The sequence below is a fragment of the Flavisericum labens genome (assembly GCF_045446075.1).
Lineage (GTDB): Bacteria > Bacteroidota > Bacteroidia > Flavobacteriales > Flavobacteriaceae > Flavisericum > Flavisericum labens.
On record NZ_JBJJBQ010000004.1, the window covers coordinates 223,408 to 248,089 of the forward strand.

General features: G+C 36.9%; 19 protein-coding genes and 1 pseudogene. 16 read left to right on the forward strand and 4 right to left on the reverse strand.

All coding sequences use genetic code 11. From position 1 onward, the window contains the following. Nucleotides 1-79 precede the first annotated feature (79 nt). Both ACIEHO_RS09155 and ACIEHO_RS09160 read right to left on the reverse strand, forming a co-directional pair. Nucleotides 80-532: a hypothetical protein gene (locus ACIEHO_RS09155; protein ID WP_406970900.1), complete on the reverse strand. Its 453-nt coding sequence runs from the start codon at nt 530-532 to the stop codon at nt 80-82. A 394-nt stretch (nt 533-926) separates the two neighbouring features. Beyond that, entirely contained in the window at nt 927-1,469 is a 543-nt protein-coding gene (locus tag ACIEHO_RS09160; RefSeq protein ID WP_406970902.1) for a hypothetical protein, read from the reverse strand. A gap of 133 nt (nt 1,470-1,602) precedes the next feature. Between ACIEHO_RS09160 and ACIEHO_RS09165 the strand changes: the two are divergent. The 3 genes and pseudogenes from ACIEHO_RS09165 to ACIEHO_RS09175 form a co-directional block, all read left to right on the forward strand. After that, nucleotides 1,603-1,872: pseudogene (locus ACIEHO_RS09165) on the forward strand (DUF2400 family protein); the annotation flags it as partial. Between the two features lie 152 nt (nt 1,873-2,024). Then, nucleotides 2,025-3,473 (forward strand): PhoX family protein, encoded by a 1,449-nt coding sequence (locus ACIEHO_RS09170; protein WP_406970904.1) that lies wholly within the window; start codon nt 2,025-2,027, stop codon nt 3,471-3,473. Nucleotides 3,474-3,515: 42 nt separating this feature from the next. Continuing rightward, nucleotides 3,516-5,288 carry a cytochrome-c peroxidase gene (locus tag ACIEHO_RS09175; RefSeq protein ID WP_406970906.1) on the forward strand — a complete coding sequence of 591 codons (1,773 nt, stop codon included), beginning with the start codon at nt 3,516-3,518 and terminating at the stop codon, nt 5,286-5,288. Nucleotides 5,289-5,373: 85 nt separating this feature from the next. On the opposite strand, the gene ACIEHO_RS09180 is transcribed toward ACIEHO_RS09175, so the two are convergent. Continuing rightward, nucleotides 5,374-7,266 carry a M61 family metallopeptidase gene (locus tag ACIEHO_RS09180; RefSeq protein ID WP_406970908.1) on the reverse strand — a complete coding sequence of 631 codons (1,893 nt, stop codon included), beginning with the start codon at nt 7,264-7,266 and terminating at the stop codon, nt 5,374-5,376. Between the two features lie 87 nt (nt 7,267-7,353). On the opposite strand from ACIEHO_RS09180, the gene ACIEHO_RS09185 reads away from it, so the two are divergent. The 6 genes from ACIEHO_RS09185 (at nt 7,354) to ACIEHO_RS09210 (ending at nt 13,333) form a co-directional block, all read left to right on the forward strand. Continuing rightward, nucleotides 7,354-8,361, forward strand: coding sequence for a glycosyltransferase family 2 protein (locus ACIEHO_RS09185; RefSeq protein ID WP_406970910.1), 1,008 nt, complete (start codon nt 7,354-7,356; stop codon nt 8,359-8,361). Nucleotides 8,362-8,480: 119 nt separating this feature from the next. Continuing rightward, a complete protein-coding gene (locus ACIEHO_RS09190; protein WP_406970912.1) occupies nt 8,481-9,059 on the forward strand; it encodes a DUF4870 domain-containing protein in 579 nt (192 codons plus the stop codon). Nucleotides 9,060-9,151: 92 nt separating this feature from the next. After that, nucleotides 9,152-11,077 (forward strand): vWA domain-containing protein, encoded by a 1,926-nt coding sequence (locus ACIEHO_RS09195; protein WP_406970914.1) that lies wholly within the window; start codon nt 9,152-9,154, stop codon nt 11,075-11,077. Further along, the gene (locus tag ACIEHO_RS09200; RefSeq protein ID WP_406970916.1) at nt 11,074-12,330 is read left to right on the forward strand and encodes a dihydroorotase; all 1,257 of its coding nucleotides are present in this window, start codon (nt 11,074-11,076) and stop codon (nt 12,328-12,330) included. The genes ACIEHO_RS09195 and ACIEHO_RS09200 overlap by 4 nt, the downstream gene beginning before the upstream one ends. 5 nt (nt 12,331-12,335) lie before the next feature. Next, entirely contained in the window at nt 12,336-12,674 is a 339-nt protein-coding gene (locus tag ACIEHO_RS09205; protein WP_406970918.1) for a hypothetical protein, read from the forward strand. A 2-nt stretch (nt 12,675-12,676) separates the two neighbouring features. Next, on the forward strand, nt 12,677-13,333 hold the full coding sequence (locus ACIEHO_RS09210) for an alpha/beta hydrolase (RefSeq protein ID WP_406970920.1): 657 nt from the start codon (nt 12,677-12,679) through the stop codon (nt 13,331-13,333). Nucleotides 13,334-13,351: 18 nt separating this feature from the next. On the opposite strand, the gene ACIEHO_RS09215 is transcribed toward ACIEHO_RS09210, so the two are convergent. Further along, on the reverse strand, nt 13,352-14,143 hold the full coding sequence (locus ACIEHO_RS09215) for a GDSL-type esterase/lipase family protein (protein ID WP_406970922.1): 792 nt from the start codon (nt 14,141-14,143) through the stop codon (nt 13,352-13,354). 353 nt (nt 14,144-14,496) lie between these two features. On the opposite strand from ACIEHO_RS09215, the gene ACIEHO_RS09220 reads away from it, so the two are divergent. From ACIEHO_RS09220 to ACIEHO_RS09250, 7 genes are all read left to right on the forward strand, one after another. After that, the gene (locus ACIEHO_RS09220) at nt 14,497-16,140 is read left to right on the forward strand and encodes a carboxylesterase/lipase family protein (RefSeq protein ID WP_406970924.1); all 1,644 of its coding nucleotides are present in this window, start codon (nt 14,497-14,499) and stop codon (nt 16,138-16,140) included. A gap of 32 nt (nt 16,141-16,172) precedes the next feature. Then, nucleotides 16,173-19,544 (forward strand): arabinofuranosidase catalytic domain-containing protein, encoded by a 3,372-nt coding sequence (locus ACIEHO_RS09225; protein ID WP_406970926.1) that lies wholly within the window; start codon nt 16,173-16,175, stop codon nt 19,542-19,544. Nucleotides 19,545-19,586: 42 nt separating this feature from the next. Beyond that, the gene (locus ACIEHO_RS09230) at nt 19,587-20,456 is read left to right on the forward strand and encodes an alpha/beta hydrolase fold domain-containing protein (RefSeq protein ID WP_406970928.1); all 870 of its coding nucleotides are present in this window, start codon (nt 19,587-19,589) and stop codon (nt 20,454-20,456) included. 14 nt (nt 20,457-20,470) lie between these two features. Continuing rightward, the gene (locus tag ACIEHO_RS09235) at nt 20,471-21,478 is read left to right on the forward strand and encodes an arabinan endo-1,5-alpha-L-arabinosidase (protein WP_406970930.1); all 1,008 of its coding nucleotides are present in this window, start codon (nt 20,471-20,473) and stop codon (nt 21,476-21,478) included. A 79-nt stretch (nt 21,479-21,557) separates the two neighbouring features. Next, nucleotides 21,558-22,427, forward strand: a complete 870-nt coding sequence (locus ACIEHO_RS09240) for an alpha/beta hydrolase family protein (protein WP_406970932.1) — start codon at nt 21,558-21,560, stop codon at nt 22,425-22,427. 13 nt (nt 22,428-22,440) lie between these two features. Further along, a complete protein-coding gene (locus ACIEHO_RS09245; RefSeq protein WP_406970934.1) occupies nt 22,441-22,989 on the forward strand; it encodes a DUF3237 domain-containing protein in 549 nt (182 codons plus the stop codon). Nucleotides 22,990-23,009: 20 nt separating this feature from the next. Beyond that, nucleotides 23,010-24,572 (forward strand): carboxylesterase/lipase family protein, encoded by a 1,563-nt coding sequence (locus tag ACIEHO_RS09250; protein ID WP_406970936.1) that lies wholly within the window; start codon nt 23,010-23,012, stop codon nt 24,570-24,572. Nucleotides 24,573-24,682 lie beyond the last annotated feature (110 nt).

The following is a 24,682-nucleotide window of genomic DNA, read 5'->3' on the forward strand; positions in this document are numbered from 1 at the left end:
TTTTGTTTTTGACATATACAGATTTGACCAATTATTCTTAGAAACACTGCCATATAATCAGTACTAAAACCAATGGGTATTATGGTCTACCTAGTTGGCGCCATAAATCCGAATAAAGTTGATTGTCAATTATACAATATCCATTAATTATAGCATTTAATAAGGAGTTTTCAACTTGTTCTGGTGCCAAAAATTGAGGGTTCTTATTTGGCAAACAATTGTTATGAAATTCAATTACATCCTGTGCTGTAACTAGATAAGATAAATTATGCAAAATTTTATTTCTTACTATTCTTGTTTCATTCATTACATCAAATTGTGACTGAGTGATTCTCCCATCTTTTAATATCGTATCCAAATTATTTTTATGATTATTTCTTGTATTCAAGTTTTCATTATATGCTTGAGCGATAAATTCATAGTAAGTATTTATAACAGAAGTCATTATATATAAATTATTTAATGATTTGGTATTAGCTTCATCTTCAATAAATCTTCTAAAATTCATTAGTTTATTATCTAGTTGATTCATCTTGTTTGGATTTAAAATTATATCTATATAATATAAATCATAATATCATGTAAGCAAAACTAAATAACATTGGAATTATAATGTAAAAAATCTGCATTGTTGGTTGTAACGGTAAAGTAGACCCAGCTCTTTTCGGTGAAGGTCATGCTAAATATGGACGTTTTGAAAATGAATACCCAAATTTCTTAGAGCAAGGCGAAAAGTTTAATGAATATTTTGATAGATTTTTTAATCAACATAAAATGCCTGTACGTGTAGCCAAAGACGAGCTAAAAATATTTAATTAATTTATTGCCGTATTATTTATACTTAAAAACATATCTATAACCTGGACTAATTAGGTTTTATCACATCATAATTTGACATCTGTAATTTTATCTAATGTGGTGGTGTTTCATTCTATTTTTTTAGCCCACCTTTCATTAGCTTCAAATCCCCACTGAACCTGATAAGTAGTTCCTTTAAATGTATCCAAAAGAATAAATGTCCAATTGTTTGTAGTGGGTTGAAGCACAAACCTTCCAATGGGTCTTTCATAGTCATTCCAGGAAAAATCAATTCCCTCCCTATCTAATAAATCTAGATATGCAGTATTAATGTAACCGTATTCAAATCTTTTTTTTGAATCGAGACTCCATTGAACTATTGTTATTTCTCCACTTGAAGTATCTAATTTGATAAAATTATACATATTATTAGTAGGGTATAATTTAAATTTCCCGAAATTCTTTTTATCCTTAACTCCTTGTTTTGCTTTTTCCTTTTTTATTGAATCGCTTTTCTTCTTATATAATTCAAATTTTAATGAATCTTTCTTTTTTGCTAAAAGTATTGATTCTCTTTGATTAACAAGCGTAGAATCCTTATCCTTCCCTAATTCTTGTGAGTATATAGTTATTGTTGTTAGGAAAGCTATGACGAAAAGTTGCTTTTTCATTTATGTTAATTTTGAATTAGCTTAAAAGTAATAAGATTTTTCTAAATATTGGCTAATAGCAGAACCTTCATATCGTATTATGAAATCTGAAATAGTAGTGTAAGGAACAAATAATTACATCGTATTAATTATACAAATTAACATGTTTTTACGTTGGATGGTACGACCTAACAATACAGGTGTAGATTTCGGTATTTGGAAAACTCTATTGCCCGCACAGTTGTCTTGTCCATTAGATGTACATTCCGGCAATGTAGCCCGTAAATTGGGGCTATTAAAACGAAAACAAAATGACGCCAAAGCCTTACTGGAATTAGACACCTCATTAAGGAAATTCGATGCTTCAGACCCTGTTAAATACGATTTTGCCCTGTTTGGCTTGGGAGTTTTCGAAAAATTTTAAATAGATTGATTTTAAATAGCACACTTAAATTTACATAGTTAACTTTCAATTAACCAAACCTTCATTTAAAGCCAAACTTAAGCTAACCTTTTGGAAACCATTTGCACATAATTTTGGGGTATTAATATTTAACTAATCCTAAAATTTCAAAAATGAAAAAATCAATTTTACTAAGTCTTTTTACATGTGCAGCATTAACATCATGTGATATAAAAGACTTTGTTGAGCCAGGTAACAATAATGGAAAGAAGTCTATTGTTCTAAAAGACCATTCTGTTACCCCTAACCTTTTAGAATTAAAGCCTGAATTTAAAAACTTAAAAGTAACTACCCTTTTATCTTCAGAAGACCAATTATCAGATACTCCAGATTTTGTTTACGGAAGTATGGCCGATGGAGCTGGTTTATTAAAGAATAATAATGGTACTTATACTTTAATTAATAACATCGAAGCCGATTATTCTATAGCTAGAATAACATTGGACGAAACTTTTAAACCTATAGCTGGCGAGTATATTCTAAATGCTGAAGCTACAGCGCGCACGGCACAGTGTTCTGGTTCTTTAATTACACCCGAAGAGCATGGTTTTGGTCCATTATACCTATCTGGTGGTGAGTGGGGCGGTGCTTCAAAAGCTGTTTTCGTAACAGACCCTTACAAAGATGCTGCTGATGCTTCAATAGCAGAAACACTACCAGCACTAGGGCAATGGTCTGTTGAGAACGCCGTGGTTATGCACAAAAATGCATTCCAAGGAAAAACTATTGCTCTTATTGGAGATGATACGAGCGATAACAATTTACCTTCTGGTCAACTAGCCATGTACGTTGGTAACCAAGGTGATTTACACGGCGGAAATCTTTACGGCTTAAAAGTATTAACCGATGGCATCAATTATGAAATGGATATGCAAGAAGATGTGTCTTACGATATCACTTTTGAAGAATACAACGAAAGAACTTTAAATGAGCTCGAGGCAGAATCTAGAGCAAAAGGCATTATGGGCTTCTCAAGAGTTGAAGATATTGACTGGAGAAGAGGTTCTGCCAAAAATAACAGAGAGTTTTTCTTTGCCGTAACCGGAAGAAAAAAAGATGCTTTATTAGGAAAAGGAACTTTTTACGGAAGGATTTACCATGTAGTTCTTGATCAAAACAATCCACTTAACGGAACCATAACTTGTATTTTAGATGGTGATATTTTAAACGGAAAAGCGAAAGCATTCCATAGTCCAGACAATATTGTTGTAACCGAAAATTACGTGTATATTCAAGAAGACCCTAATGGATACCCCGATACTCCAGAAAAGAGTCACTTCGCTCAATTGTACCAATACGACATCAAATCTAAAAGCCTTAAAACCGTTTTAGAATGTAACCAGGAATACGCTGAATCTTTAGGATATGGCACCACAAGCAGAAACTGGGAGATTACTGGTATGATTGATATTTCTGAAATTACTGATGTAAACCGTACTTTCTTATTAATCACACAAAACCATGGTTGGAACAACCCATTGTTTACCGATCCTTTAGCCAACCCTTCAACAGACAGAAACGAAGGCAGTATGCTATATGTTGTAAAAGGTTTAAAGAGATAATTACGTATGAATATTACAACTATAAAAGGGGCTTATGTTTTCATGGGCCTCTTTTCACTGTTATTGAGTTCTTGTTTACAGGAAAAACAAACTTCATATCAAGCTAAATCTGAAAGTAAAAATGAAAGGCTCAAGGAACTATTTTCTAATGAACTTACGGAATGTATTACATATTTGGATAGTATTTCAAAAACAAACCAAAAAGAAGATTATAAAAGGTATTATTTAGGTGCTCGTTTACATTTTAAAAAGGCCGAACCCGTATTGGCTTTTATAGATTCTGAAAACTATAAGTTTTTAAATCAGCCCAATATTTTAAAGGTTGAAGAGGAAGATGCTACCGATATAAAAAGAAAACACCCTACTGGTTTTCAGGTTTTGGAGGAAGAAATATTTTCTGAAAACCCAGATATACAAAGTATAAAAGAGCACGCTCAAAAGACATCAAAGCGGCTTCAACTTATCAAAAAGAACCTCAACTTTAACTACATCAAACCATATCATGTTTTATGGATGGTTAGGGATCAAATTATCCGTACGGCACTAACTGGAATTACGGGTTTTGATTCACCTGCTTTAGAACAATCGCTTAGAGAAGCCCATTACACATATCAGGCTTTGGAGAACTATTTGCATATTTATAAATCGGTATTTACTAACCAAGCACTTTTTAAAGCATGGACCGATGCCATTAACAAAGCAAAAGAAGACCTAAATGCCAATTTTAACGAGTTGAATCGCTATGCGTTTATTAAAAACCACACCCATAAAAACTTAAAGCTTTGGAACCAAACAGTTATCGATTGGAACGTTACATTTCCCTTTTCAAAAGCGATAAACAACGAGACCACTTCGTTATTTTCAAATAGCACATTTAACCTTATCCATTTTTCTGGTTATAACGATAGCCTTACCGAAGCTAAAGTAAATCTTGGAAAAATGTTGTTTTTTGAGAAGGATTTATCAGCTTCAAAAAAAATAAGCTGTGCCACTTGCCACATTCCCGAAAAAGGATATACCGACGGATTAACCATTTCAAAAGGCGTTACCCGTAACAGCCCTACCCTTCTTTATGCAGGATTGCAACAAGGCTTCTTTTACGACAATCGGTCTGGCGGTCTTGAAGGCCAAATTGTGTCTGTTATAAAAAATGAAAATGAATTCCATAGTGATTTGAATGCCTTTGAAAAAGCGATAAAGGGCAACCCGAAATACACTGAAGCATTTAAAGCCGTTTTTGAAGATTCAATAAAACAAGATGATATTAGGCATGCCATTGCCAGTTTTATACGAAGTTTATCTCCATTTGATTCAAAATTCGACAGGAATATCAATAACCTAGAAAACACTTTAACGCAATCTGAGATTAATGGTTTTAATTTGTTTAACGGGAAAGCCAAATGCGCCACATGCCATTTTGCCCCATTATTTAACGGTACTGTTCCCACAAGCTTTAAAGAATCGGAAATGGAGCTTATTGGAGTACCAGAAACCACAGATACTATAAATGCAATAATTGATGATGATTTAGGGCGTTATGATTTGTATAAAACCGAAGAAAGAAAGCATTTCTTTAAAACACCAACGGTTAGAAATATTGAACTTACATCCCCTTACATGCACAACGGTGTTTACCAAACTCTTGATGAGGTTCTTCATTTTTACAACCTTGGTGGCGCTGCAGGATTGGGCATCGAAATGGAATACCAAACGCTACCTCCGGCCCCTTTAAATCTTACTGAAGAAGAAAAACAAGATATTATAGCCTTTTTAAAAGCGCTAACCGATAAACCGACTGAAGACTTAATTTACTGAACAAACAGTTTTATTGAATACAAAACAAAAAGCCTGATTTTATTCAAATCAGGCTCTAGTTAATCTTAACTATCTTTTTAAGTGTTTACCCTTTTAACCAAGCTTTTCTTAATGCCTTTTGATTTTCTGTGGCGTTAGGGTTTTCAATAATTCTTTCGCCTTCGGTATAGCCTTGGGTTGTGGTAGTTTTTATGAGTACTTCCTCGCCATCGCGTTCTAATTTTACTTCAATATCACGACCAGGTTTCCACATAAAAACTTGTTGTAACACTTGGTTGGCGTTTTGCATTGTTACTTCAGTGCCATCAATACTTTTTATAATGTCGTTAGGTTGTGCCCCTTGTTCTTTCCAAAAACTATTTTTCAAAACTTTATCTGTAAAAAAAATGATACCTTTTTGGCCATCTCCACTAACAATAGGTGCACCATTCATCACTATGTAATTGGCTTCAACCTTGCCTTCTCCTACTTCTAAACCAACCTTTTCAAAGAAATCATTGTAATTTATAGGAATATCGCCAGCAACATAGCTGTTTAAAAATTCTCCGACTGAAGGATAAGTCATCTCAGTAATTTCGCTTATCAATTTATCATCCTCAAAGGGTTTGTTTTTTCCATATTTATTGGAAAGTTCTTTCATCAGTGATAAAATACCCCGTTGTCCATTGCTTTCCTCTCGCATTATAATATCGATGCACATTCCTATTAATGCCCCTTTTTGGTAAACATTTAGATATTGGTCTTTGTATGGCTCTTTTAAAACATTTTCGCTCATTATGGTAAAACTCATCGCATCATTCAATTGCTTTGAAGCCTGTATTTTACTATAAATTTCATGATAAAACTTTTCTTCTGTAACTAAACCTTGATCTATTTGGAACAAGGTTGAAAAGTATTCGGTTACCCCTTCGTACATCCATAGGTGTTTTGAAAACGTAGGATTGTTATAATCAAAATAATGCACGTCTTCAGAATGAACGCTTAACGGCGTAACGATATGGAAAAACTCGTGTGACACAACATCAATCATAGCATCCGCCAATTCTTGCTCATCCATCAATTCTGGTAAAACTACTACGGTTGATGTGTGGTGTTCCAATGCGCCATATCCTTTGGGAGAATCGTCTTGGCCATCAGACAAATACAAATAAATATCATATCGAGGTGTTGCGTTGATATCGCCCAAATATGCTTTTTGAGCTTGCATCATCTTATAAATCGTTTCTTTTAAAGACGCCGCTGTATGCATTTGGTTAGGCGAATACACACTTAAAACAATTTTAATATCGCCAACCTGAAATTCTTCGACATCTAAGTTGCCGTACATCATGGGGTTATCGGTAATATCGAAATAACGAGGCGCTATATAAGTTGACGTTATCCATTTTCCGTCTTCGCTGGTTTTAGAGTTAGTATTCTGTAATGCCGAAGTACGCGCAAAATCAGCATCTGCAGTAACATTCAATTTATATTGATTGCTTTTTAGCGAATCAAAATACCCGACAAAACCATGTAAATTCAAAACATAGTTTTTAGGTTCAATATTCGTTCCTGCCGGCGAAAACGGTTGCTCTTTACCTATACCACCTTCTTCTTCAATATCGTATGTATCGTTGACAAAATAGGTCACTTTATCAAGCTTCTTGGCGTTTTCAATAACCCATGAGTTATCATCTATTTTAGAAACTTCCATTTGGTTACCTGAATAATCATAAGCTTTAAATTCATCCACATATTTACCAAAATTGCTTACCGAGTAGGTTCCTTGAATCACTCTTGGCAACCGATATGTCACAGTTTTTACAGTAAACCGGCCAGGATTAATGGTTACTGGTGCTTTATCGTTAGTAATATTTGACAAGTTTATGGTCGCTTCTATTGGCAAACTGGTTGCCAAATCGTTTCCTGTTCTATTCGCAGAGCCACAACTCGCCAATAAAATACCCGTCATTAAAGCCATTAATGTTTTAGAATTCATTTATGATGATTTTAAAGTTTATAAATTGACCCGCAAAATACTATTATGTTACGGCCTCCTTTCTTAAGGTTTTGTTAAATTCGCACCATGAGGGAGCCTTTAGTCAGCATTTTAGTACCGTTCAAGAATACCGAACGGTTTTTGATGGAATGTGTTCAATCTGTAATTGAACAAACCTACCAAAATTGGGAACTTTTAATGGTTGATGACCACTCCTCTGACGGGAGTTACAATTTGGTCAATAAGTTTGCTAAAACCGATTCAAGGATTAAACTTTTTAAAAACACAGGTAGCGGCATTATTGATGCCCTTCAATTGGCTTTTTCAAAAAGTACTGGAGATTTTATTACCCGTATGGATAGCGACGACATTATGATGCCGAACAAAATTGAGGTGCTATCAAATAATCTTTTAGAAAACGGTAAAAACCATGTGGCTGTGGGTTTGGTTAAATATTTTGCCGAAGGTGGCGTAAAACCAGGTTACAAAAGTTATGAAACTTGGCTGAACAAACTCACAATAGTGGGTAGTAACTATAATGATATCTATAAAGAATGTGTTGTGCCGTCGCCATGCTGGATGGTTTATCGCGAAGATTTATTGGTTTGCGATGCTTTCAATCCGAATATATATCCAGAAGATTACGACCTTACTTTCAGGTTTTACAAAAAGGGCTACAGGATTATTCCTTGTAGTGAAGTGTTGCACCAATGGCGCGATTACAGCACGCGTACCTCTAGAACGCACGTACATTATGCTGAAAACCATTTTGCCCAATTAAAAATCAATCATTTTTTAGACATTGATTTCAACCCAAATAAAACCTTGACCATTTGGGGCGCAGGAACTAAGGGTAAAATCATTGCCAAAATTTTAATTGACAAAAACATAAATTTTGAATGGATTTGCGATAACCCAAAAAAAATAGGGAAAGACATTTATGGAATAACCATGCAACCATTTGAAAAGCTAGCAAAAATAAAAGCACCTCAAAGTATCATAACAGTAGCAAACAAAGATGCTCAAAAGGAAATAAGAGCCTTTTTAAAAGATTTAAACTTAAAGCCTGTTGATGATTATATTTTCTTTTGTTGAACCCTAAAACCCCTTAAATAGAAAGTGATTGGCACAAATGTCATAAACATGTCTCAAAAAAGCCGCTATCATAAAGGAGGTTTCACAAGTAAATTTGCCCTAAATTAATTGAGTTAATTATGAACAAAATTGGAAACAAAATTAAAACCTTAAGAAAAACAAAAGGATTGTCTCAAGAAGAATTGGCCGAAGTGGCAAAAGTAAACTTAAGAACCATTCAACGCATAGAAAACAATGAGAACGAACCTAGAGGAAAAACGCTTCATTTAATTTGTGAAGCTTTAGACCTGAAAATTGAAGATCTTGCGGATTATTGTAAACAAACAGACAACAATTTTTTAATATATTTTTACCTTTCAGTACTTGTGTTTTTAATTATTCCTTTGGGAAATATCATTTTACCATTAATTTTATGGTTAACAAAAAAAGATAAGGTAATTGATTTAAAACGTGTAGGAGCCAATCTGTTAAACTTCCAAATTGCTTGGACATTTCTAAGCTATTCTGTCCTAATAATCGGTGTGCTTTTAAAGATTATGCATCTTAATATTGGCTTTAGCATAACACCAATGAGTATTTTGATGATTTGGGGAATATTTTATGTTGTGAACATTATTCTTCCTATTTTATTTGCCATAAAAACCAAGAATGGAAAAACCAGAAACTTTTATCCCAATATTATAAAAATTATAAAGTAAGCAACACTTCTTCATATCAATAAAACAATAATCATTTTGAACATAAATAATAACTCAAAAAAATTATGTACGTTTGCTTAATCTAATAAAATATGCAGTTTAAACACCCCGAACTTCTTTACGCTTTATTTTTACTGCTCATTCCTATTATTGTTCATTTATTTCAGCTTCGAAAGTTTCAAAAAGTAGATTTTACCAATGTGGCCTTTTTAAAAGAAGCCACCATGCAAACGCGCAAAAGCTCGCAGATAAAAAAGTGGCTCGTCCTAATTACAAGGATGTTGCTTTTGGCTGCTTTGGTTTTTGCTTTTGCCCAACCATTTACTGCAAAAAACAATTCGTTTAAAAACGAAAAAGAAACCGTAATATATTTGGACAATTCGTTTAGTATGCAAGCCAAAGGCCAACAAGGCGAATTGCTAAAGCGTGCTGTTCAAGATTTGATTACCAATGCTCCTGAGACTGAAAACATTTCTCTAATAACCAATAATAACAGCTTTAAAAACACTTCGATAAAAGCGATAAAAAACGATTTGTTGCAATTGGATTATTCATCCAATAAACTGACTACCGAAGCAGCTTTATTAAAGAGCCAGAGTGTATTCAGCAAGAAAAGAGGGGTGCTGAAAAACTTGGTTTTCATATCAGATTTTCAAGAAAATAATGGCGACTTAAACACAAAAACCGATTCGTTGACCAATATTAATTTAGTTAAACTTGAGCCGGTAAACACTAACAACATTTCAATTGACAGTGCCTATATTTCAAAAACCACAGCAAATGCCATCGAATTAAATGTTATTCTAAAAAATAGTGGTACTGCTGTTGACAATTTGCCCGTTTCATTATTTGACAACGATAACTTAATTGCCAAAACATCTATGGCTATTAAAGGTACCGCAGAAACTTCGTTTTCAATCCCAGCAAACGAAGTTATCAACGGGAAAATCAGGATCAACGATGCCCATTTGCAATTCGATAATACATTGTTTTTTAACATCAATGAAGTTTCAACAATTAATGTTTTGGTAGTTAATGCCACAGACGATTCGTTTTTAGAACGCATTTACACCAACGATGAATTTAATTATTTGTCCACCACAACAAATCAGTTAAATTACAACCTCATCGATTCGCAACATCTCATTGTTTTAAATGAATTGAAAGACATTCCTGTATCGCTTTCCGCTGCCTTAAAACAATTTACCAATCAAGATGGCATTGTTCTTATCATCCCTTCAAATGAAGCTAATATTGAGTCTTATAATCAGTTTTTGGTAAATTACGAAAACGGATTTGCAAACTTTAATCCAACCGAAAAACGGGTAACCACCATCAACTACGACCATCCGTTGTTCAGCCATGGTGTGTTTGAAAAACAAGTGAAAAATTTTCAATACCCGAAAGCGAATAGTTTTTATAATTTGGTTTCAAACAATATGGCATCAGTTTTACAGTATGAAGATGGAAAGCCGTTCCTTGGTCAAAATCAGAATGTTTACGTGTTTACTTCGGCATTAAACCGAGAAAACTCTAGCTTTCAAAATTCACCGCTTATCGTTCCAACGCTTTATAATATTGGGAAACAAAGTTTAAAAATCCCAGCTTTGTATTACACCATTGGAAACGAAAACACCTTTGATGTTGAAACCCAAATGCAGCAAGATGCGGTTTTATCTTTGGAAAAAAACGGCACAAGCATTATCCCAAAACAACAATATTTCAATAACAAGGTGGTAGTTAACACCTCAGAAACTCCTATAATATCAGGGATTTACGCCATCAAAAACAAAAACGAAACCATCAAAAACGTAAGTTACAACTACAACAGAAACGAAAGTGATTTAAGCTATCGAGGCCTATCGGCTTTAGAAAATATAACTGTAAGCGATTCCATCACCCAAATTTTTGATACTTTAAAAAGTGACTCAAAAGTTAACGCGCTATGGAAATGGTTTGTTATTTTTGCACTAGCTTTACTGCTTATTGAAATGCTCATATTAAAATTCTTTAAATGAACATACTTATAAAATCGGCCACAATTATAGATTCCAAAAGCGAGTTTCATAACACTACTCAAGATATTTTAATTGAAAAAGGCACGATTACCCAAATAGCCAAAAGCATAAAAAACCCGAAAAACCAAAAGGAGATTCATTTTGAAAACCTCCATATTTCGTCAGGTTGGTTTGATAGCAGCGTGAGCTTTGGAGAACCTGGTTTTGAAGAACGCGAGACCATACAAAACGGACTTAAAACTGCAGCTTTTTCTGGGTTTACCTCTGTTGCCGTAAATGCTAATACTAATCCAGTAATTGATTCGAATTCTGATATTACCTTTTTAAAATCGAAAGCCCAAGGCCATGCGGTAAACCTGTTGCCTATTGGTGCTTTAACGGTTAAAAGCCAAGGTGAAGACCTTGCTGAACTTTTTGATATGAATACGGCTGGAGCCAAAGCCTTTTACGATTATAAAAAACCAATTTCTAACCCCAACCTCATGAAAATTGCCCTGCAATACGCCAGTAATTTTGATGGTTTGGTATGCTCTTTTCCGCAGGAAAACAAAATTGCAGGCAAAGGTGTGGTTAATGAAAATGTAAACAGCACAAAACTTGGCTTAAAAGGTATTCCAGCTTTAGCGGAAGAGCTTCAGGTGGCTCGCGACTTATTTTTATTGGAATATACAGGTGGAAAATTACATATCCCAACGATTTCAACTGCAACTTCAGTGGCACTTATTCGGGAAGCCAAAAAGAAAAAATTGGATGTTACGTGTAGCGTTGCTGTTCACAACCTGTATTTTACAGATGATGCTTTAAGCGATTTCAATACGCACTTTAAAGTATTGCCCCCATTGCGCATGCAACCCGACTTAGATGCTTTAATTGAAGGCGTTAAAGACGGTACTATTGATATGGTAACGAGCGACCACAACCCTATTGATATTGAACAAAAGAAAATTGAGTTTGACCATGCCGAATATGGCACGATTGGACTGGAAAGTGCTTTTGGAGCACTTCAAAATATATTTACTCTAAAAAAAACCATCGATATCTTAACAAAAGGAAAAACACGATTCGGATTGGAATCAACGTCCATTTCTATTGGAAGCAAAGCTGATATAACGCTTTTCAATCCTAATGAAAAATCAACTTTTATTAAAAACGATATCGTTTCAAAATCGAAAAATGCCATTTTTGAAAATGAACCTTTAAAAGGAAAAGTTTACGGCATTGTGTCGAATAATAAAGTGGTTTTAAATGCTTAAAGAATATGACGGAACAAGATATTGAGAGAGGACGTACAAACGCTATAATAACTTATATAACCATAATAGGTGTTATTATCGCCTATTTTTTGAATAACGAAGAAAAAAACAAAAGTGCATTTGCCAGTTTTCACATTAGGCAATCGCTAGGCTTATGGCTCACATTTTGGGCTTTGGGTTACCCCGTTGGCAGTTTTGATAGTTGGATGGTCACCTCGGCCTTTTACCTGTTTTTTGCCGTACTTTTTATTTATGGTTTTACTGGAGCTATTGCAAAGAAAACAAATGAAGTGCCGCTGCTTGGTCCCTTTTATCAAAAAATATTTGCAAACATTGGCGTTTAGATATGGCAGAGACTTCATTTTCATTAGAACATATTACCCGAAAATCTTCATTGGCCGAAAATGCGCCATTATTGATTATGTTTCATGGTTATGGCAGCGATGAAAATGATTTATTTTCCTTTGCCTCAGAATTACCCGAAGAGCTTTTTATCATTTCGGCCAAGGCTCCATACGCTATGCAACCTTTTGGAAATGCTTGGTACGCTATTAATTTTGATGCTGAAAAAGGTAAATGGAATGATAACGAACAAGCCAAAAAATCCAGGGATTTAATAGCCAAGTTTATTGACGAAGTGGTAGCTACCTACCCCGTTAACAAAAATAATGTTACCCTTTTAGGCTTTAGTCAAGGGAGTATTTTAAGTTATGCCGTGGCACTGAATTACCCAGAAAAAGTTAAAAACATTGTAGCTTTAAGTGGGTATATTAATAAAGATATTATTCCCGAAGATATAGAAACACAAAATTATTCGCATTTAGATTTTTATTGTTCCCACGGTAGTGCCGACCAAGTTATTCCAGTAAATTGGGCACGATTGACAGCTCCTTTTTTGGATAGCCTAAACATTAAGCATCAGTATTCGGAATTTCCCGTTGGCCACGGTGTGGCTCCGCAAAACTTTTATGAGTTTAGGGAATGGCTGGTCAGTAGGATTTAGATATTAAATATTGAACCATTAATCTTGATGCGGCGCGTCTTGCTTTTTATCAATATTATTATCAGATGATTTCGATTTTTCAACTTCATGTATCATATCATTTTTGCTGATTACCTCCAAAATTAATTTTGCGATTTGGTTTGCGCCAACAGGATTAGGATGCAAGTAATCTGGAAAAAGTTCAACTCTGTCAACAAAGGGTGTATGGAAATCAATTAAAATAGCATTTGTTTTTTCAGATACCGTTTCAATTTTTGGAATAATACTGTTAACCATAATACTATCATTGTGTTTCTTACCCCATGTATCACCTCCGTAGCGGTGCCCCTTCCAAATTGGCGGTGGAGAACCCATAATAAATTTCATGCTCGGGTTACGGGATTTCAAAGTATCAATCATCGATAGATAATCTGTTAGAAACTCATCTCCTAAATCGGCCCATAAATCAGGTGGGCTATCATTTGTTCCAAGTAAAATAAAGCATATGTCGGGAGCCCATTTTAAGGCTTGGTGAAATTTAGGTTCTTTCCATATCGGGTTGGGCCCATTTTTTAACATATTCCGTCCAGATAATCCATAGTTATTAACTACACAAGTATCACCATAAGTTTTAAAAAGCATTTCTCTTAATTGAGTCGGATAACAATCTTCAGCTGGATTTTCTAAGTGAGAACCTTGCGTGATGCTATTTCCTATGCAAGCAATTTTGACTCTGTCTTCTTGAGCATTAGCTGCAATATTTAAAGACAAAAATACTATGATGCAAAAAAACATTCGAAACTTGACTTCGGTTTTTATAAATTTCTTCATAAGTAATATTATAATTTCTGTAGAGAAATACGAAAATAAGGAATTACCATAACTTATTAATGAACTTGCGATGAACAACTGAGATTTCTGTCCTTAAATTAGGTAAAGTGAACAAATCTACATTTTGAATCCTGACATTTAATGGTATTTATTTCACCTATTCTTAGCAGTGTGTATTTAAAACAATCCATTTCTCCCCTCTTATAATTTTCTATCAAACAATTAATTACCAAAAAACACCTTCTTGGATGTTCATAGAAAAATTTTTAAGTGTACAAAACACACTTATTTAATTTAATTTACTATTTTTAAGGACAAACTAAACAAATTGAACCTTTTCTAATTAAACTAAAATGAAAAAAATCAAAGCTTTATTTACAGGTATTTTATGTTTCTCCGTAGTGATGTTCGCATCGGGACAAACTCAAAAAGGCCCCATAGAGGCAGGTGAAAATATTGCTGTCGTTACTACCAAATATGGCAAGGTTAGAGGATATATTGACGATGGCATATTCGCCTTTAAAGGAATTCCTTATGCACAGGCCGAACGCTTTATGCCTCCTAAAGCCCCCGATAACTGGGAAGGCACAAAACTTTGCCAAATTTTTGGCCCACAGGCCATGCAACCCACTGCACAAGATTGGGAGGGTCAAGGAGAATTCAATTTCGGGTTTCTTTTTAATAGAGAACCTATGGATGAGCAAGAGTCGTTCGTTTTAAATGTTTGGAGTAAAGGCATTAATGACGGTAAAAAACGACCTGTTTGGGTTTGGATTCACGGCGGGGGTTACTTTGCGGGATCCGCCAACCAACTTCCTTTTTTCGATGGCCGTCCCTTGGCAGAAAAAGGTGACATTGTAGTCGTCTCAATTAATCACAGACTCAACGCATTGGGCTATGTTGACCTGAGCTTTCTTGGTGACAAATATTCCGATTCAGTAAATCTTGGGATGCAGGATATTGTAGCTGCTCTTGAATGGGTGCGGGACAATATTTCAAATTTTGGAGGAGACCCCAATACAGTTACCATCAACGGACAGTCTGGTGGCGGCGGTAAAGTTTCCACGCTTATGGCCATGCCCTCTGCTGCAGGTCTCTTTAAAAGGGCGATTGTACAAAGTGGGTCTACAGTGAAGCTTCAACCTCAAGAGAACGCTACTGCCTTTGGTAAGGCATATGCGGCGGCACTAGCTGTAACACCAAACAATACAGAAAAACTAGATAATTTTTCATATGAAGAACTGCTTGAAGCAGGAAGCATCGCCACCAGAGTATTAAAATCAACTGAACAAAAATCATCTGGACAAAACTTCAGAATTGGTTACAGTCCAACTGTAGATGGTAAATTTATCGTGCAAAATCCTTTTGATCCAGAACCAGCACCGTTTTCAAAAGATGTTGCCATGCTCATGGGAAGCGACCTCAACGAATTTACCTATTTCAATAGAAACCTAATTACCAAAAAAACATTAAGTGAAGTACGTGATATTATTGCTGAACGCTTTGGAAAAGAAAACGTCGACAAATACATCGAACTTTACAGAAAGGCATACCCCAATTCTACCGAGCCACACGAAATGCTAGGATTTGACATCTTTTTCAGGTCTGGCGTATTAAAACAGGCTGCGGCTAAAAGTAAGCAAGGGGGCGCTCCGGCCTACATGTATTTATTTACTTGGAAATCGCCAGTAAATGATGGTAGCCTTGGCGCTTGCCATGGCATGGAGCTTCCTTTTATGTTCAATAATATCGAAATGGCTCGTACCATGACTGGAGGCACGAAAGAAGCTTATATTTTGGCCGATAAAATTAGTTCGGCTTGGATTAATTTTGTTAAAACCGGTAATCCGAACACTGAAAAATTACCAAAATGGGCACCTTATAACTCAGATGACGGTGACACTATGATTTTTGACAACAATTGCGAAATAATTTACAATCATGATAAAGAACTCATTGAATTTCTGAGCACTTTTCCGTCCACAAGACTATTTTAATAAAAAACTAAACCAACACCATCCTAAAAGCAATGAAGACTAATAAACGATTAAAAATCGCCCTATTATTGATGTTGTGCATACCAGCAACCGCAATAATAATCATGTCAATGACAACCGTGGAAACAAACGATATCCCACCAAGACCTCAGGGGCCTTGTGACATTTACGCGGAAGACGACTGCCCGTGCGTGGCAGCGCATAGTAGTACAAGAGCATTATACGCCGATTATAACGGCCCGCTTTATCAAGTGATGCGTAAGTCGGATGGCAAGACCTTGGATATTGGGGTAGTTCAACCAAGTGAAGGAGATCCTGGAGGATATGCCGATGCAGTAGCTCAAGATGAATTCTGTTCTGACACTTACTGTTGGATTACAAAACTTTATGACCAATCTGGCATGGAAAACCATCTTGAACAAGCACCTCGTGGAGCGTTTATCGGACCAGCTATGGGCGGTTTTAATAATGTACCCATGGCAGATATGGCCCCTGTTACCCTTATGGGGCACAAGGTATATGGTATTTTTATTGCTCCTGATATGGGGCTACGCTGGAATGACCCAAAAGGTACGGCTGTAGATGATCAAGCAGAAGGTCAATATTGGGTAATCAATGGCCACCATTTTAATGATGGTTGCTGTTTTAATTATGGTAATGTAGAAACAGATAGTCGTGATGATGGCGATGGCACCATGGAGTCTACCTATTACGGTAATGCACGTTTTTGGTATTATGGTCAAGGCGGAGGGCCATGGATTATGACCGATCAGGAAAACAATCTGGTAGGTTGTGTTAACCCTGACCCCAATGATAAATATTGTAAAGACCTTCCCAGTATTTCATGGCGCTTCGTAACCGCTACTGCTGATGGAAAACCAGGCCACTGGAGATCCATGGGAGGAGATGCACAAGGAGGTGATTTATATACGATGTACGATGGTGGGCGTATTATTAATGATAAATTTCCGGATGATAAAAGCAGTTACAACCCAATGCGCAAACAAGGAGCCATTGTACTCGGTAATGGTGGTGACAACAACAATTATTCCCAGGGAACATTCTATGAAGCTGCTATGACGGCTGCTGGAACGTATCCATCTGCGGATGCAAATCAAAAAATTCAGGCCAATATTGTTAAAGCTTCTTATGCTGTGGCACAAGTAAGTATTGCGCCTTCATCTGCCGTCAATACACCACCAGGGTTGCAAACTTTTGCACCAAATACTTCCCAAAATACAACGGTTACATTCACAAACACCACTCAAACAGCGGTCAATAATCTTCAAATTAGTATTGATGCTCCTTCTGATTGGAAAACAGTTGTTTTAGGTACTGACAAAGCTGTACAAACATTTACCTCCCAAATTCAACCAGGTCAGACCGTAAGTGCTGTTTTTAATGTAAAATCAGGTTCTAAAACGCTCAATGGTGATATTGTAGGTGTAGCAAAATGGACAAACGCAGCTAATGGTATAACTCAAACCGAGACAGCTATTGAAAAAGTGCGTAATGTAAGCCCTATTAAAATTAATGAATTTGCCATCGGAAGTGGTGAAAATTTGACGAATACATTTATTGAATTATATAATGCAAGCGAAAACGAAGTAGATATTTCAAATTGGTCGCTAACACAACATCAAGCTGAGTTACCCGTTTTTTCATCAATTGAAGTACCTAAAGGCACTAAACTTGGTGCAAACGATTATTATTTGTTGGGTTTATCGACTTCAGGGTTGGAAGTACCTGCAGCTATTGGTGAAACCGAAATATACGTGCGAAACACAATCGGAATGTCGGTAGGTGATGAAATTGTAATCGGTACTGGAGCAAACAAGGAAACCAGAAAGATTAAAGCTATTTCAAATCCCCCTGAAAAAGTAGAACCTGAAACTACAAGAAATTTTTGGGCGACATATGGCTATCGTCGACCACTCGACCCAGGCACACCTACTACCGTTTGGCAACCCTTACCTGAAGGACCGGTAATTACCATTCCCAAAGGCTCAACCAGTATACCAGTTGAAAGTGTTGACAATTTTGAAGTGGGACAAAAAATGGCTATTGGATATGGCGCCACGTATCCTGCAGTGGCTCGTGATATTGAAAAATACGAAGTAGTCACCGTAACTGAAGTAGGAAAACGTGGTACTCAAGCTTGGTTGTCTGTAGACGCCAAAACTGGAGATACTAATATCAAGGTGTCTTCTGTAAAAGACATCTCTGTGGGCGACAAAATAAGACTGGACATTGATAGCGAAGGACATGGAATTGAGTGGGTTACAGTAACAAAAGTTGGAACAGCATCGTCTCGTAACAGTTTTAATGGCCCATTAACTAGAGAAGATGATGATGTAGGAACAGGACTGGATTTGGCAGAGCCATTAAAATTTGACCACTCCTATAATATGCCTTTTAGTGTTTGGGGTACAGGTATCAGCTTTGAACCGGCTACCCGATTTGAACATTCGAGTAACGAACCTGTATTACCGCTTTGCTTTGCAGTTACACTCGACCAGCCTTTGTCTAAAGCTCATGCTATCAATGATGTAGTTATAAATGTAAAAGTTAAAACTTCTGGTTATCAGGGTTCTGTTAAACCAGACCAATATTTTGGTGGTCCAGCACTTTCCTTTGTGGCTGGAAATATGGTTTTGCGCAATGCTGATGGCCATGTTGTTGATGGACTTAACTATGGCGAAATAGTTGACCCATGGGCTTCTGAGGGTTATCATGCCATATCAGGTGCTGGTGAATTGGGTTGCTATACAGAGTCACCTGCCATGGAAGGAGGAACAAGCAGAAGAAACACGACGCCTTCCAGCTTACCGATGAGAAGTGTGGGGCGTTATCCTGATGGAACCGATAACGATAGCAACTGTAATGATTTTAAACTGCATAATACCATATCACTTACACTGCCTTCCAAAGTGGGCAGTAATAATATAAAGGTAAGCAGTGTAGACGGTTTTAGAATAGGACAAAAAGTTGTTGTTGGAATCGATGATTATGAAATAGCCAAAATAACGCTTCTTGGTTCAGCTGGAGGTACATTAATTAATGCGAATGTTAAAGCAGGTGATACTATTATCCCTGTTGAAAGTATCGAGGGCTTTAGTGCTGGTCAGACAATTACATTGGGTAATGGCTCAAATCAAGAAACTGTTGTTATTGAATCAACTACTGACTTACGTAGATTTTGGTGGCGACCTAGAACTGGCGATGGACCACAAACTTTTGTAACAGTCTCCAAACCTGTCTCCAACCAACACAATGTTGGGGAAGAAGCAGTCGGTTCAGGAATTACATTTTCTAGATCTTTATCACGAGTATATAAAAAAGGAGACCAAGTGTCTAGTGGTACACCAACACCCGGCTCACCCAATCAATATGTAATACAGTAATGAATTATTTAAAAACAATCTTATAATCTTAATAATTTAGTCATGAGAAAAATATATAAATCAATATGCCTGACGATGCTTTTGGTATTGTCAATTATGGCTTGCGCACAAAAAGTAGAAAAAGCAGCGGATACAGCCGATGACGAAAGCTTTACTTCCAACTATAAAACCATCACCGTAACAAAGGATATACCGTATCGTGAAGGTGAAAGCGATAGTTGGAAGCTAGATTTAGCCATGCCTGAAAATTTTGGGAGCGAGTTGCGCCCAGCATTAGTTATCGTTCATGGTGGTGGATGGCGTTTTGGTTCGAAATCGGTCGATGTTTATCAGAAAATGATGGTCGCCTACGCACAGAAAGGCTACGTGACCATCAACGTAGAATATAGACTTACTGGCGAAGCGGAGTTTCCAGCATGTATCGAAGATGTAAAATGTGCCGTGCGTTGGCTACGTGCCCACGCCGACGAATTAAATGTTGACCCTGACCGTATAGGCAGCTATGGCCATTCCGCTGGCGCACATCTCTCGCTCATGCTTGCAATGACCAATAAAACTAATGGATTGGAAGGCGATGGTGGCTGGGATGAATACTCTAGTAAAGTAACTGTAGCTGGTGCTGGTTCGCCTCCAACCGAATTGGGACGTGATGTTCCCATGGCAAAAAAAGAATGGTGGCCCATTGGCTATATAGCTGACAATCATCCGCCCATGTTACTTATTCAGGGTACTGAAGACCCTATTGTATTGCCTGAACGGACTCGTGATTTTGTAGAAAAAATGAAAGCCGCTGGTGACACCACTTTGGAGTACCTAGAGATGGAAGGCGATCATGGTATCGCCTACAATGGGCAATTGGAAGTAACCGATCCCGCGCTTGAAAAATTCTTTGATAAATATTTGAAACCATAAAAAACGTATTTAGAATGAAACTAAAGCATACTTTCAGCTTATTATTGACACTATGTAGCGCATTAGCTATCGCACAAACAAACTGGAAACCCGATGATTCAAAAGGATTTACAGCACATGACCCTGTTATGATAAAAGAAGACAATACATTCTATTTATTTACTACAGGTGGAGGCATGGCAAAAAGCACAGACCTTGAGAATTGGACAAGAATTGATCCCGTACCAAGTAAACTGGAATGGGTTACAGAGGATATCATTCCTAACTATCGCAGAGGTTATTGGGCTCCAGACATTCAGTATTTGGATGGTACTTATTATTTGTATTATTCACCCTCAGCATTTGCAAAAAACACTTCGGCCATTGGCGTGATGACCAATAAAACTTTAGACCAAAACAGCCCTGATTATAAATGGACAGACCACGGCATGATTGTTCAGTCCATTCCCGGGCGTGATTTTTGGAATGCCATTGATGCCAATGTTGTTTTCGAAAAAAAATGGGGAGGTAAAGTCACCGGTTGGTTATCATTTGGCTCATTTTGGGGCGGTTTAAAACTAGTAAAATTGGACTCTACCATGACAGCCTTGGCTGAACCTCAGGAATGGTACACTATTGCTAAACAAGAAAGAACTTTTGGTATGCCAGATACAGACCCGGGTGATGGCACAATAGAAGCACCTTTTATTTACAAAAGACATCAATATTATTACCTATTTGTATCAACAGACTACTGCTGTAGAGGATTGGATAGCACTTATAAAACGCTAGTGGGTCGTTCTCGTGACATACGAGGTCCTTATTTTGATAAGGAAGGAAAACCCATGTATGCGGGAGGAGGAACACTTGTGGCCGAAGAAAATGAAGAGTTTGCAGGCATAGGCCATTGTGCCGTTTATGATTTTGATGGTAAAACATATTTTGTCGCACATGGATACGACAAAGATGATAAGGGGCATTCAAAATTAGTGATTAAAGAAATTGAATGGGACAGAGCAGAATGGCCAACCGTTAAATTTTAACACAAAATATCAAATTATGGAGTAATGATAATTCCTTTAAAAACTAAATATTTCCTACAAATAACTATAAATAATTTAGATGAAAACATTTTTTTTAATTGCGCAGACCTTGTTATTCACACTTAATATAAGTTATGCCCAAGCCGTGAAAACCAAAATTATTGATAATGGAAGTAGCGGTAATTATAAAGCCATTGCCATAACCGAAAAATCACTTCCAGATTTTGTGGTGTACCGCCCCAAAAATATAAATGAAGCCGTAAAAAAGGAAGGCAAACTCCCCATATTAGTTTGGGCCAATGGAGGATGTATGAATTCATCCATTCACCACGAACGGCTACTTTCAGAAGTGGCCTCTCACGGCTACATCATAATTGCCATTGGTAAATTACAAATGACTGTTGAGGAACGCATCCATGAGCATACCCCGGATGATGAGTTACTAAAAGCCATTGATTGGGTTACAGAGCAGGCAAAATTCAAAAGCAGTGATTATTACAAGAACGTTGACTTGGATAAAATAGCGGCAGGTGGACAATCTTGTGGAGGAGCTCAAACACTAAGAGTTGCAAACGACATTCGGATTAAAACATACATGATATTTAATGCGGGCATGGGAGACATGACCATGGCTGGGGCAAGTACAAAATCATTAGAAAACCTTCATGGAAAAATCGTCTACATTATTGGGGGCGAATCAGATATTGCTTATGCAAATGCTATTCTTGATTATGATAGAATTGACAAGGTTCCGGTGGCTTTTGCCAATCACGAAACGGCTGGGCACGGCGGTACATTTGCCGAAGAGTTTGGAGGTTCGTTTGCTAATATGGCACTTGATTGGCTCGATTGGCAGTTTAAAGGAAAAGACCATTCCGATGTATTTATAGAAGGTAATCTCCAAAACTATAAGGGCTGGACCATGAAGTCAAAACATTTTAACAAATAAAGTCTTAAAAAATATGTATAGTGCAGTAATGAAATTTAGGTGTGCAATCAACCTATTAGGGTTAACCAAAAAAAAGCTGGTTATTCCTTTATTTACCTTTATGATTGTTGCTCAATGCATATCCCAAGAATTTACGGTACCCGAGCTGGAGTTTGCCTTCGAATTAAAAGTAACTATCGACCAGCCAATAGAATTGGGAGAAACCCCTCATGGAAAACGCATAATAATTCCCATTTCAGGCGGCACTTTTGAAGGTCCCGGTATAAAAGGAAGGGTTCTAAAAGGGGGTGCCGATTACCAATATGTAAGCATGAATGGGCAACGCACCGAACTAAATGCTATTTACACGATTAAAACAGATGACAATGTTTTAATTCAAGTACAGAATACCGGATTGATTTATACACCCAAAGAAGCATTATCTGAAGTATATTTTAGAGCTGCTCCCAAATTTGAAGCACCAATAGACTCAAAATACGCTTGGTTAAACAATGCCATTTTTATTTGCAAACCTGTTGGAATGAATGGTTACATATCCATTCAGGTATGGAAAGTACTTTAATGTTTAAATTTTAAAAGAAAATGAAAATACAAAGAATAGTTATCTCATTTTTATGTTTATGGTTCATAACATCGTGCTCGCAAAAATCCATTGATGTCGTTAACGTTGAAGGCGGTTCGGTTCAAGGAATAAAAGAAAACAATTTGACCGTTTTTAAAGGCATTCCGTTTGCTGCACCTCCGGTTAATGAATTACGATGGAAAGCCCCACAACCAGTCAATACATGGGAAGGCGTAAAAAACACCACCGAATTCGCGGCATCGCCATATCAACTTGGAAATCCACCAGCAGGGAAGAGTGAAGATTGTCTTTACTTGAATGTATGGACTCCAGCACAATCGCCTGACGAAAACTTACCTGTATTGGTTTGGATTTATGGTGGTGGTTTTAGCTTTGGTTCAGCTGCTGAACCCATATGTACCGGCGAGCATTTAGCCAAAAAAGGTGTTGTGGTGGTAAGCATTGCATACAGAGTTGGAAAACTGGGCTTTCTTGCTCATCCCGAATTAAGTGCAGAAAACCCAAACAACGTTTCTGGGAATTATGGGTTACTCGACCAAATTGCCGGCCTGGAATGGGTACAAAACAACATTGCCGCTTTTGGTGGCAATCCTGATAAAGTGACTATTTTTGGTGAATCTGCCGGAGGAATTTCGGTAAGTATGCTATGTGCATCGCCTTTAGCGAAAGGTTTGTTCCGAGGCGCTATTTCTCAAAGTGGCGGCTCATTTGGACCAACCCGACCAACAAATTATCCAGGAGAAAACATGAAAACATTACAACAGGAAGAGATAACCGGTAAGGATTTCTTACAAAAAGCAGGTTTGTCGTCTATCGCTGAATTGCGAAAACTTAAAGTAGAAGAACTACCTATTGAACCAGGAATGGGCGGTGCATGGCCAAATGTTGATGGTTATGTAATACCGGACAATCAATACAAGCTCTACCAAAAAGGTGAATATAACGATGTGGATGTGCTCGTTGGCTATAACTCCGATGAATGTGCATTTTTCTTAACTTCAAAAACACCAGAAGAACATATTACCAGAGTTCATCAACGCTATGGTAAATTCGCGGACACATTACTATCTGCCTATCCTGTGGGAGAAAAAACGGTACCAAAAACGGCACGGGATTTAACAAGTGCCGCTGCTTTTGGCTGGCACTCATGGACATGGGCACGTTTACAGGCTCAAACGGGAAATTCAAATGTTTTTCTCTATTATTTTGATCAACATCCCGATTACCCAAAAGATTCGCCCATGTACAGTTATGGCTCTCCGCACGGTAGTGAAATACCCTATGTGTTCATGACCTTGGATAAGAATAATCCTCAAACCACAGCATCTGATATCTCGCTTTCAGAAACTATGAGTAGTTATTGGACCAATTTCACGAAGTATGGCAACCCCAATGCTGACCATTTACCGCATTGGCCAAAATTCAGTACCGAAAATTCAAAACTCTTGTATCTGGATGCCGAACCGCGCGCCTCACCTGTTCCTAATGAAAAATCACTGCAAGTTTTGGATGCTTATTTTAACTGGAGAATTACACCAGAAGGTCAGGATTGGGCAAAATAACTTTTATGAGTTTATGAAGTTGTTAGAAAATATTTTAAGCCATAGAACTTAAAAAGTAATCGTATGAATTTAATAGTTTATTATGACTCTTATAAAAACAATACCATTGA

What these genes read in the sequence shown, in the direction of transcription:
- ACIEHO_RS09155 (WP_406970900.1), bottom strand. Translation starts at nt 532, where the DNA reads ATGAATCAACTAGATAATAAACTAATGAATTTTAGAAGATTTATTGAA.
- ACIEHO_RS09160 (WP_406970902.1), bottom strand. Translation starts at nt 1,469, where the DNA reads ATGAAAAAGCAACTTTTCGTCATAGCTTTCCTAACAACAATAACTATA.
- ACIEHO_RS09170 (WP_406970904.1), top strand. Translation starts at nt 2,025, where the DNA reads ATGAAAAAATCAATTTTACTAAGTCTTTTTACATGTGCAGCATTAACA.
- ACIEHO_RS09175 (WP_406970906.1), top strand. Translation starts at nt 3,516, where the DNA reads ATGGGCCTCTTTTCACTGTTATTGAGTTCTTGTTTACAGGAAAAACAA.
- ACIEHO_RS09180 (WP_406970908.1), bottom strand. Translation starts at nt 7,266, where the DNA reads ATGAATTCTAAAACATTAATGGCTTTAATGACGGGTATTTTATTGGCG.
- ACIEHO_RS09185 (WP_406970910.1), top strand. Translation starts at nt 7,354, where the DNA reads ATGAGGGAGCCTTTAGTCAGCATTTTAGTACCGTTCAAGAATACCGAA.
- ACIEHO_RS09190 (WP_406970912.1), top strand. Translation starts at nt 8,481, where the DNA reads ATGAACAAAATTGGAAACAAAATTAAAACCTTAAGAAAAACAAAAGGA.
- ACIEHO_RS09195 (WP_406970914.1), top strand. Translation starts at nt 9,152, where the DNA reads ATGCAGTTTAAACACCCCGAACTTCTTTACGCTTTATTTTTACTGCTC.
- ACIEHO_RS09200 (WP_406970916.1), top strand. Translation starts at nt 11,074, where the DNA reads ATGAACATACTTATAAAATCGGCCACAATTATAGATTCCAAAAGCGAG.
- ACIEHO_RS09205 (WP_406970918.1), top strand. Translation starts at nt 12,336, where the DNA reads ATGACGGAACAAGATATTGAGAGAGGACGTACAAACGCTATAATAACT.
- ACIEHO_RS09210 (WP_406970920.1), top strand. Translation starts at nt 12,677, where the DNA reads ATGGCAGAGACTTCATTTTCATTAGAACATATTACCCGAAAATCTTCA.
- ACIEHO_RS09215 (WP_406970922.1), bottom strand. Translation starts at nt 14,143, where the DNA reads ATGAAGAAATTTATAAAAACCGAAGTCAAGTTTCGAATGTTTTTTTGC.
- ACIEHO_RS09220 (WP_406970924.1), top strand. Translation starts at nt 14,497, where the DNA reads ATGAAAAAAATCAAAGCTTTATTTACAGGTATTTTATGTTTCTCCGTA.
- ACIEHO_RS09225 (WP_406970926.1), top strand. Translation starts at nt 16,173, where the DNA reads ATGAAGACTAATAAACGATTAAAAATCGCCCTATTATTGATGTTGTGC.
- ACIEHO_RS09230 (WP_406970928.1), top strand. Translation starts at nt 19,587, where the DNA reads ATGAGAAAAATATATAAATCAATATGCCTGACGATGCTTTTGGTATTG.
- ACIEHO_RS09235 (WP_406970930.1), top strand. Translation starts at nt 20,471, where the DNA reads ATGAAACTAAAGCATACTTTCAGCTTATTATTGACACTATGTAGCGCA.
- ACIEHO_RS09240 (WP_406970932.1), top strand. Translation starts at nt 21,558, where the DNA reads ATGAAAACATTTTTTTTAATTGCGCAGACCTTGTTATTCACACTTAAT.
- ACIEHO_RS09245 (WP_406970934.1), top strand. Translation starts at nt 22,441, where the DNA reads ATGTATAGTGCAGTAATGAAATTTAGGTGTGCAATCAACCTATTAGGG.
- ACIEHO_RS09250 (WP_406970936.1), top strand. Translation starts at nt 23,010, where the DNA reads ATGAAAATACAAAGAATAGTTATCTCATTTTTATGTTTATGGTTCATA.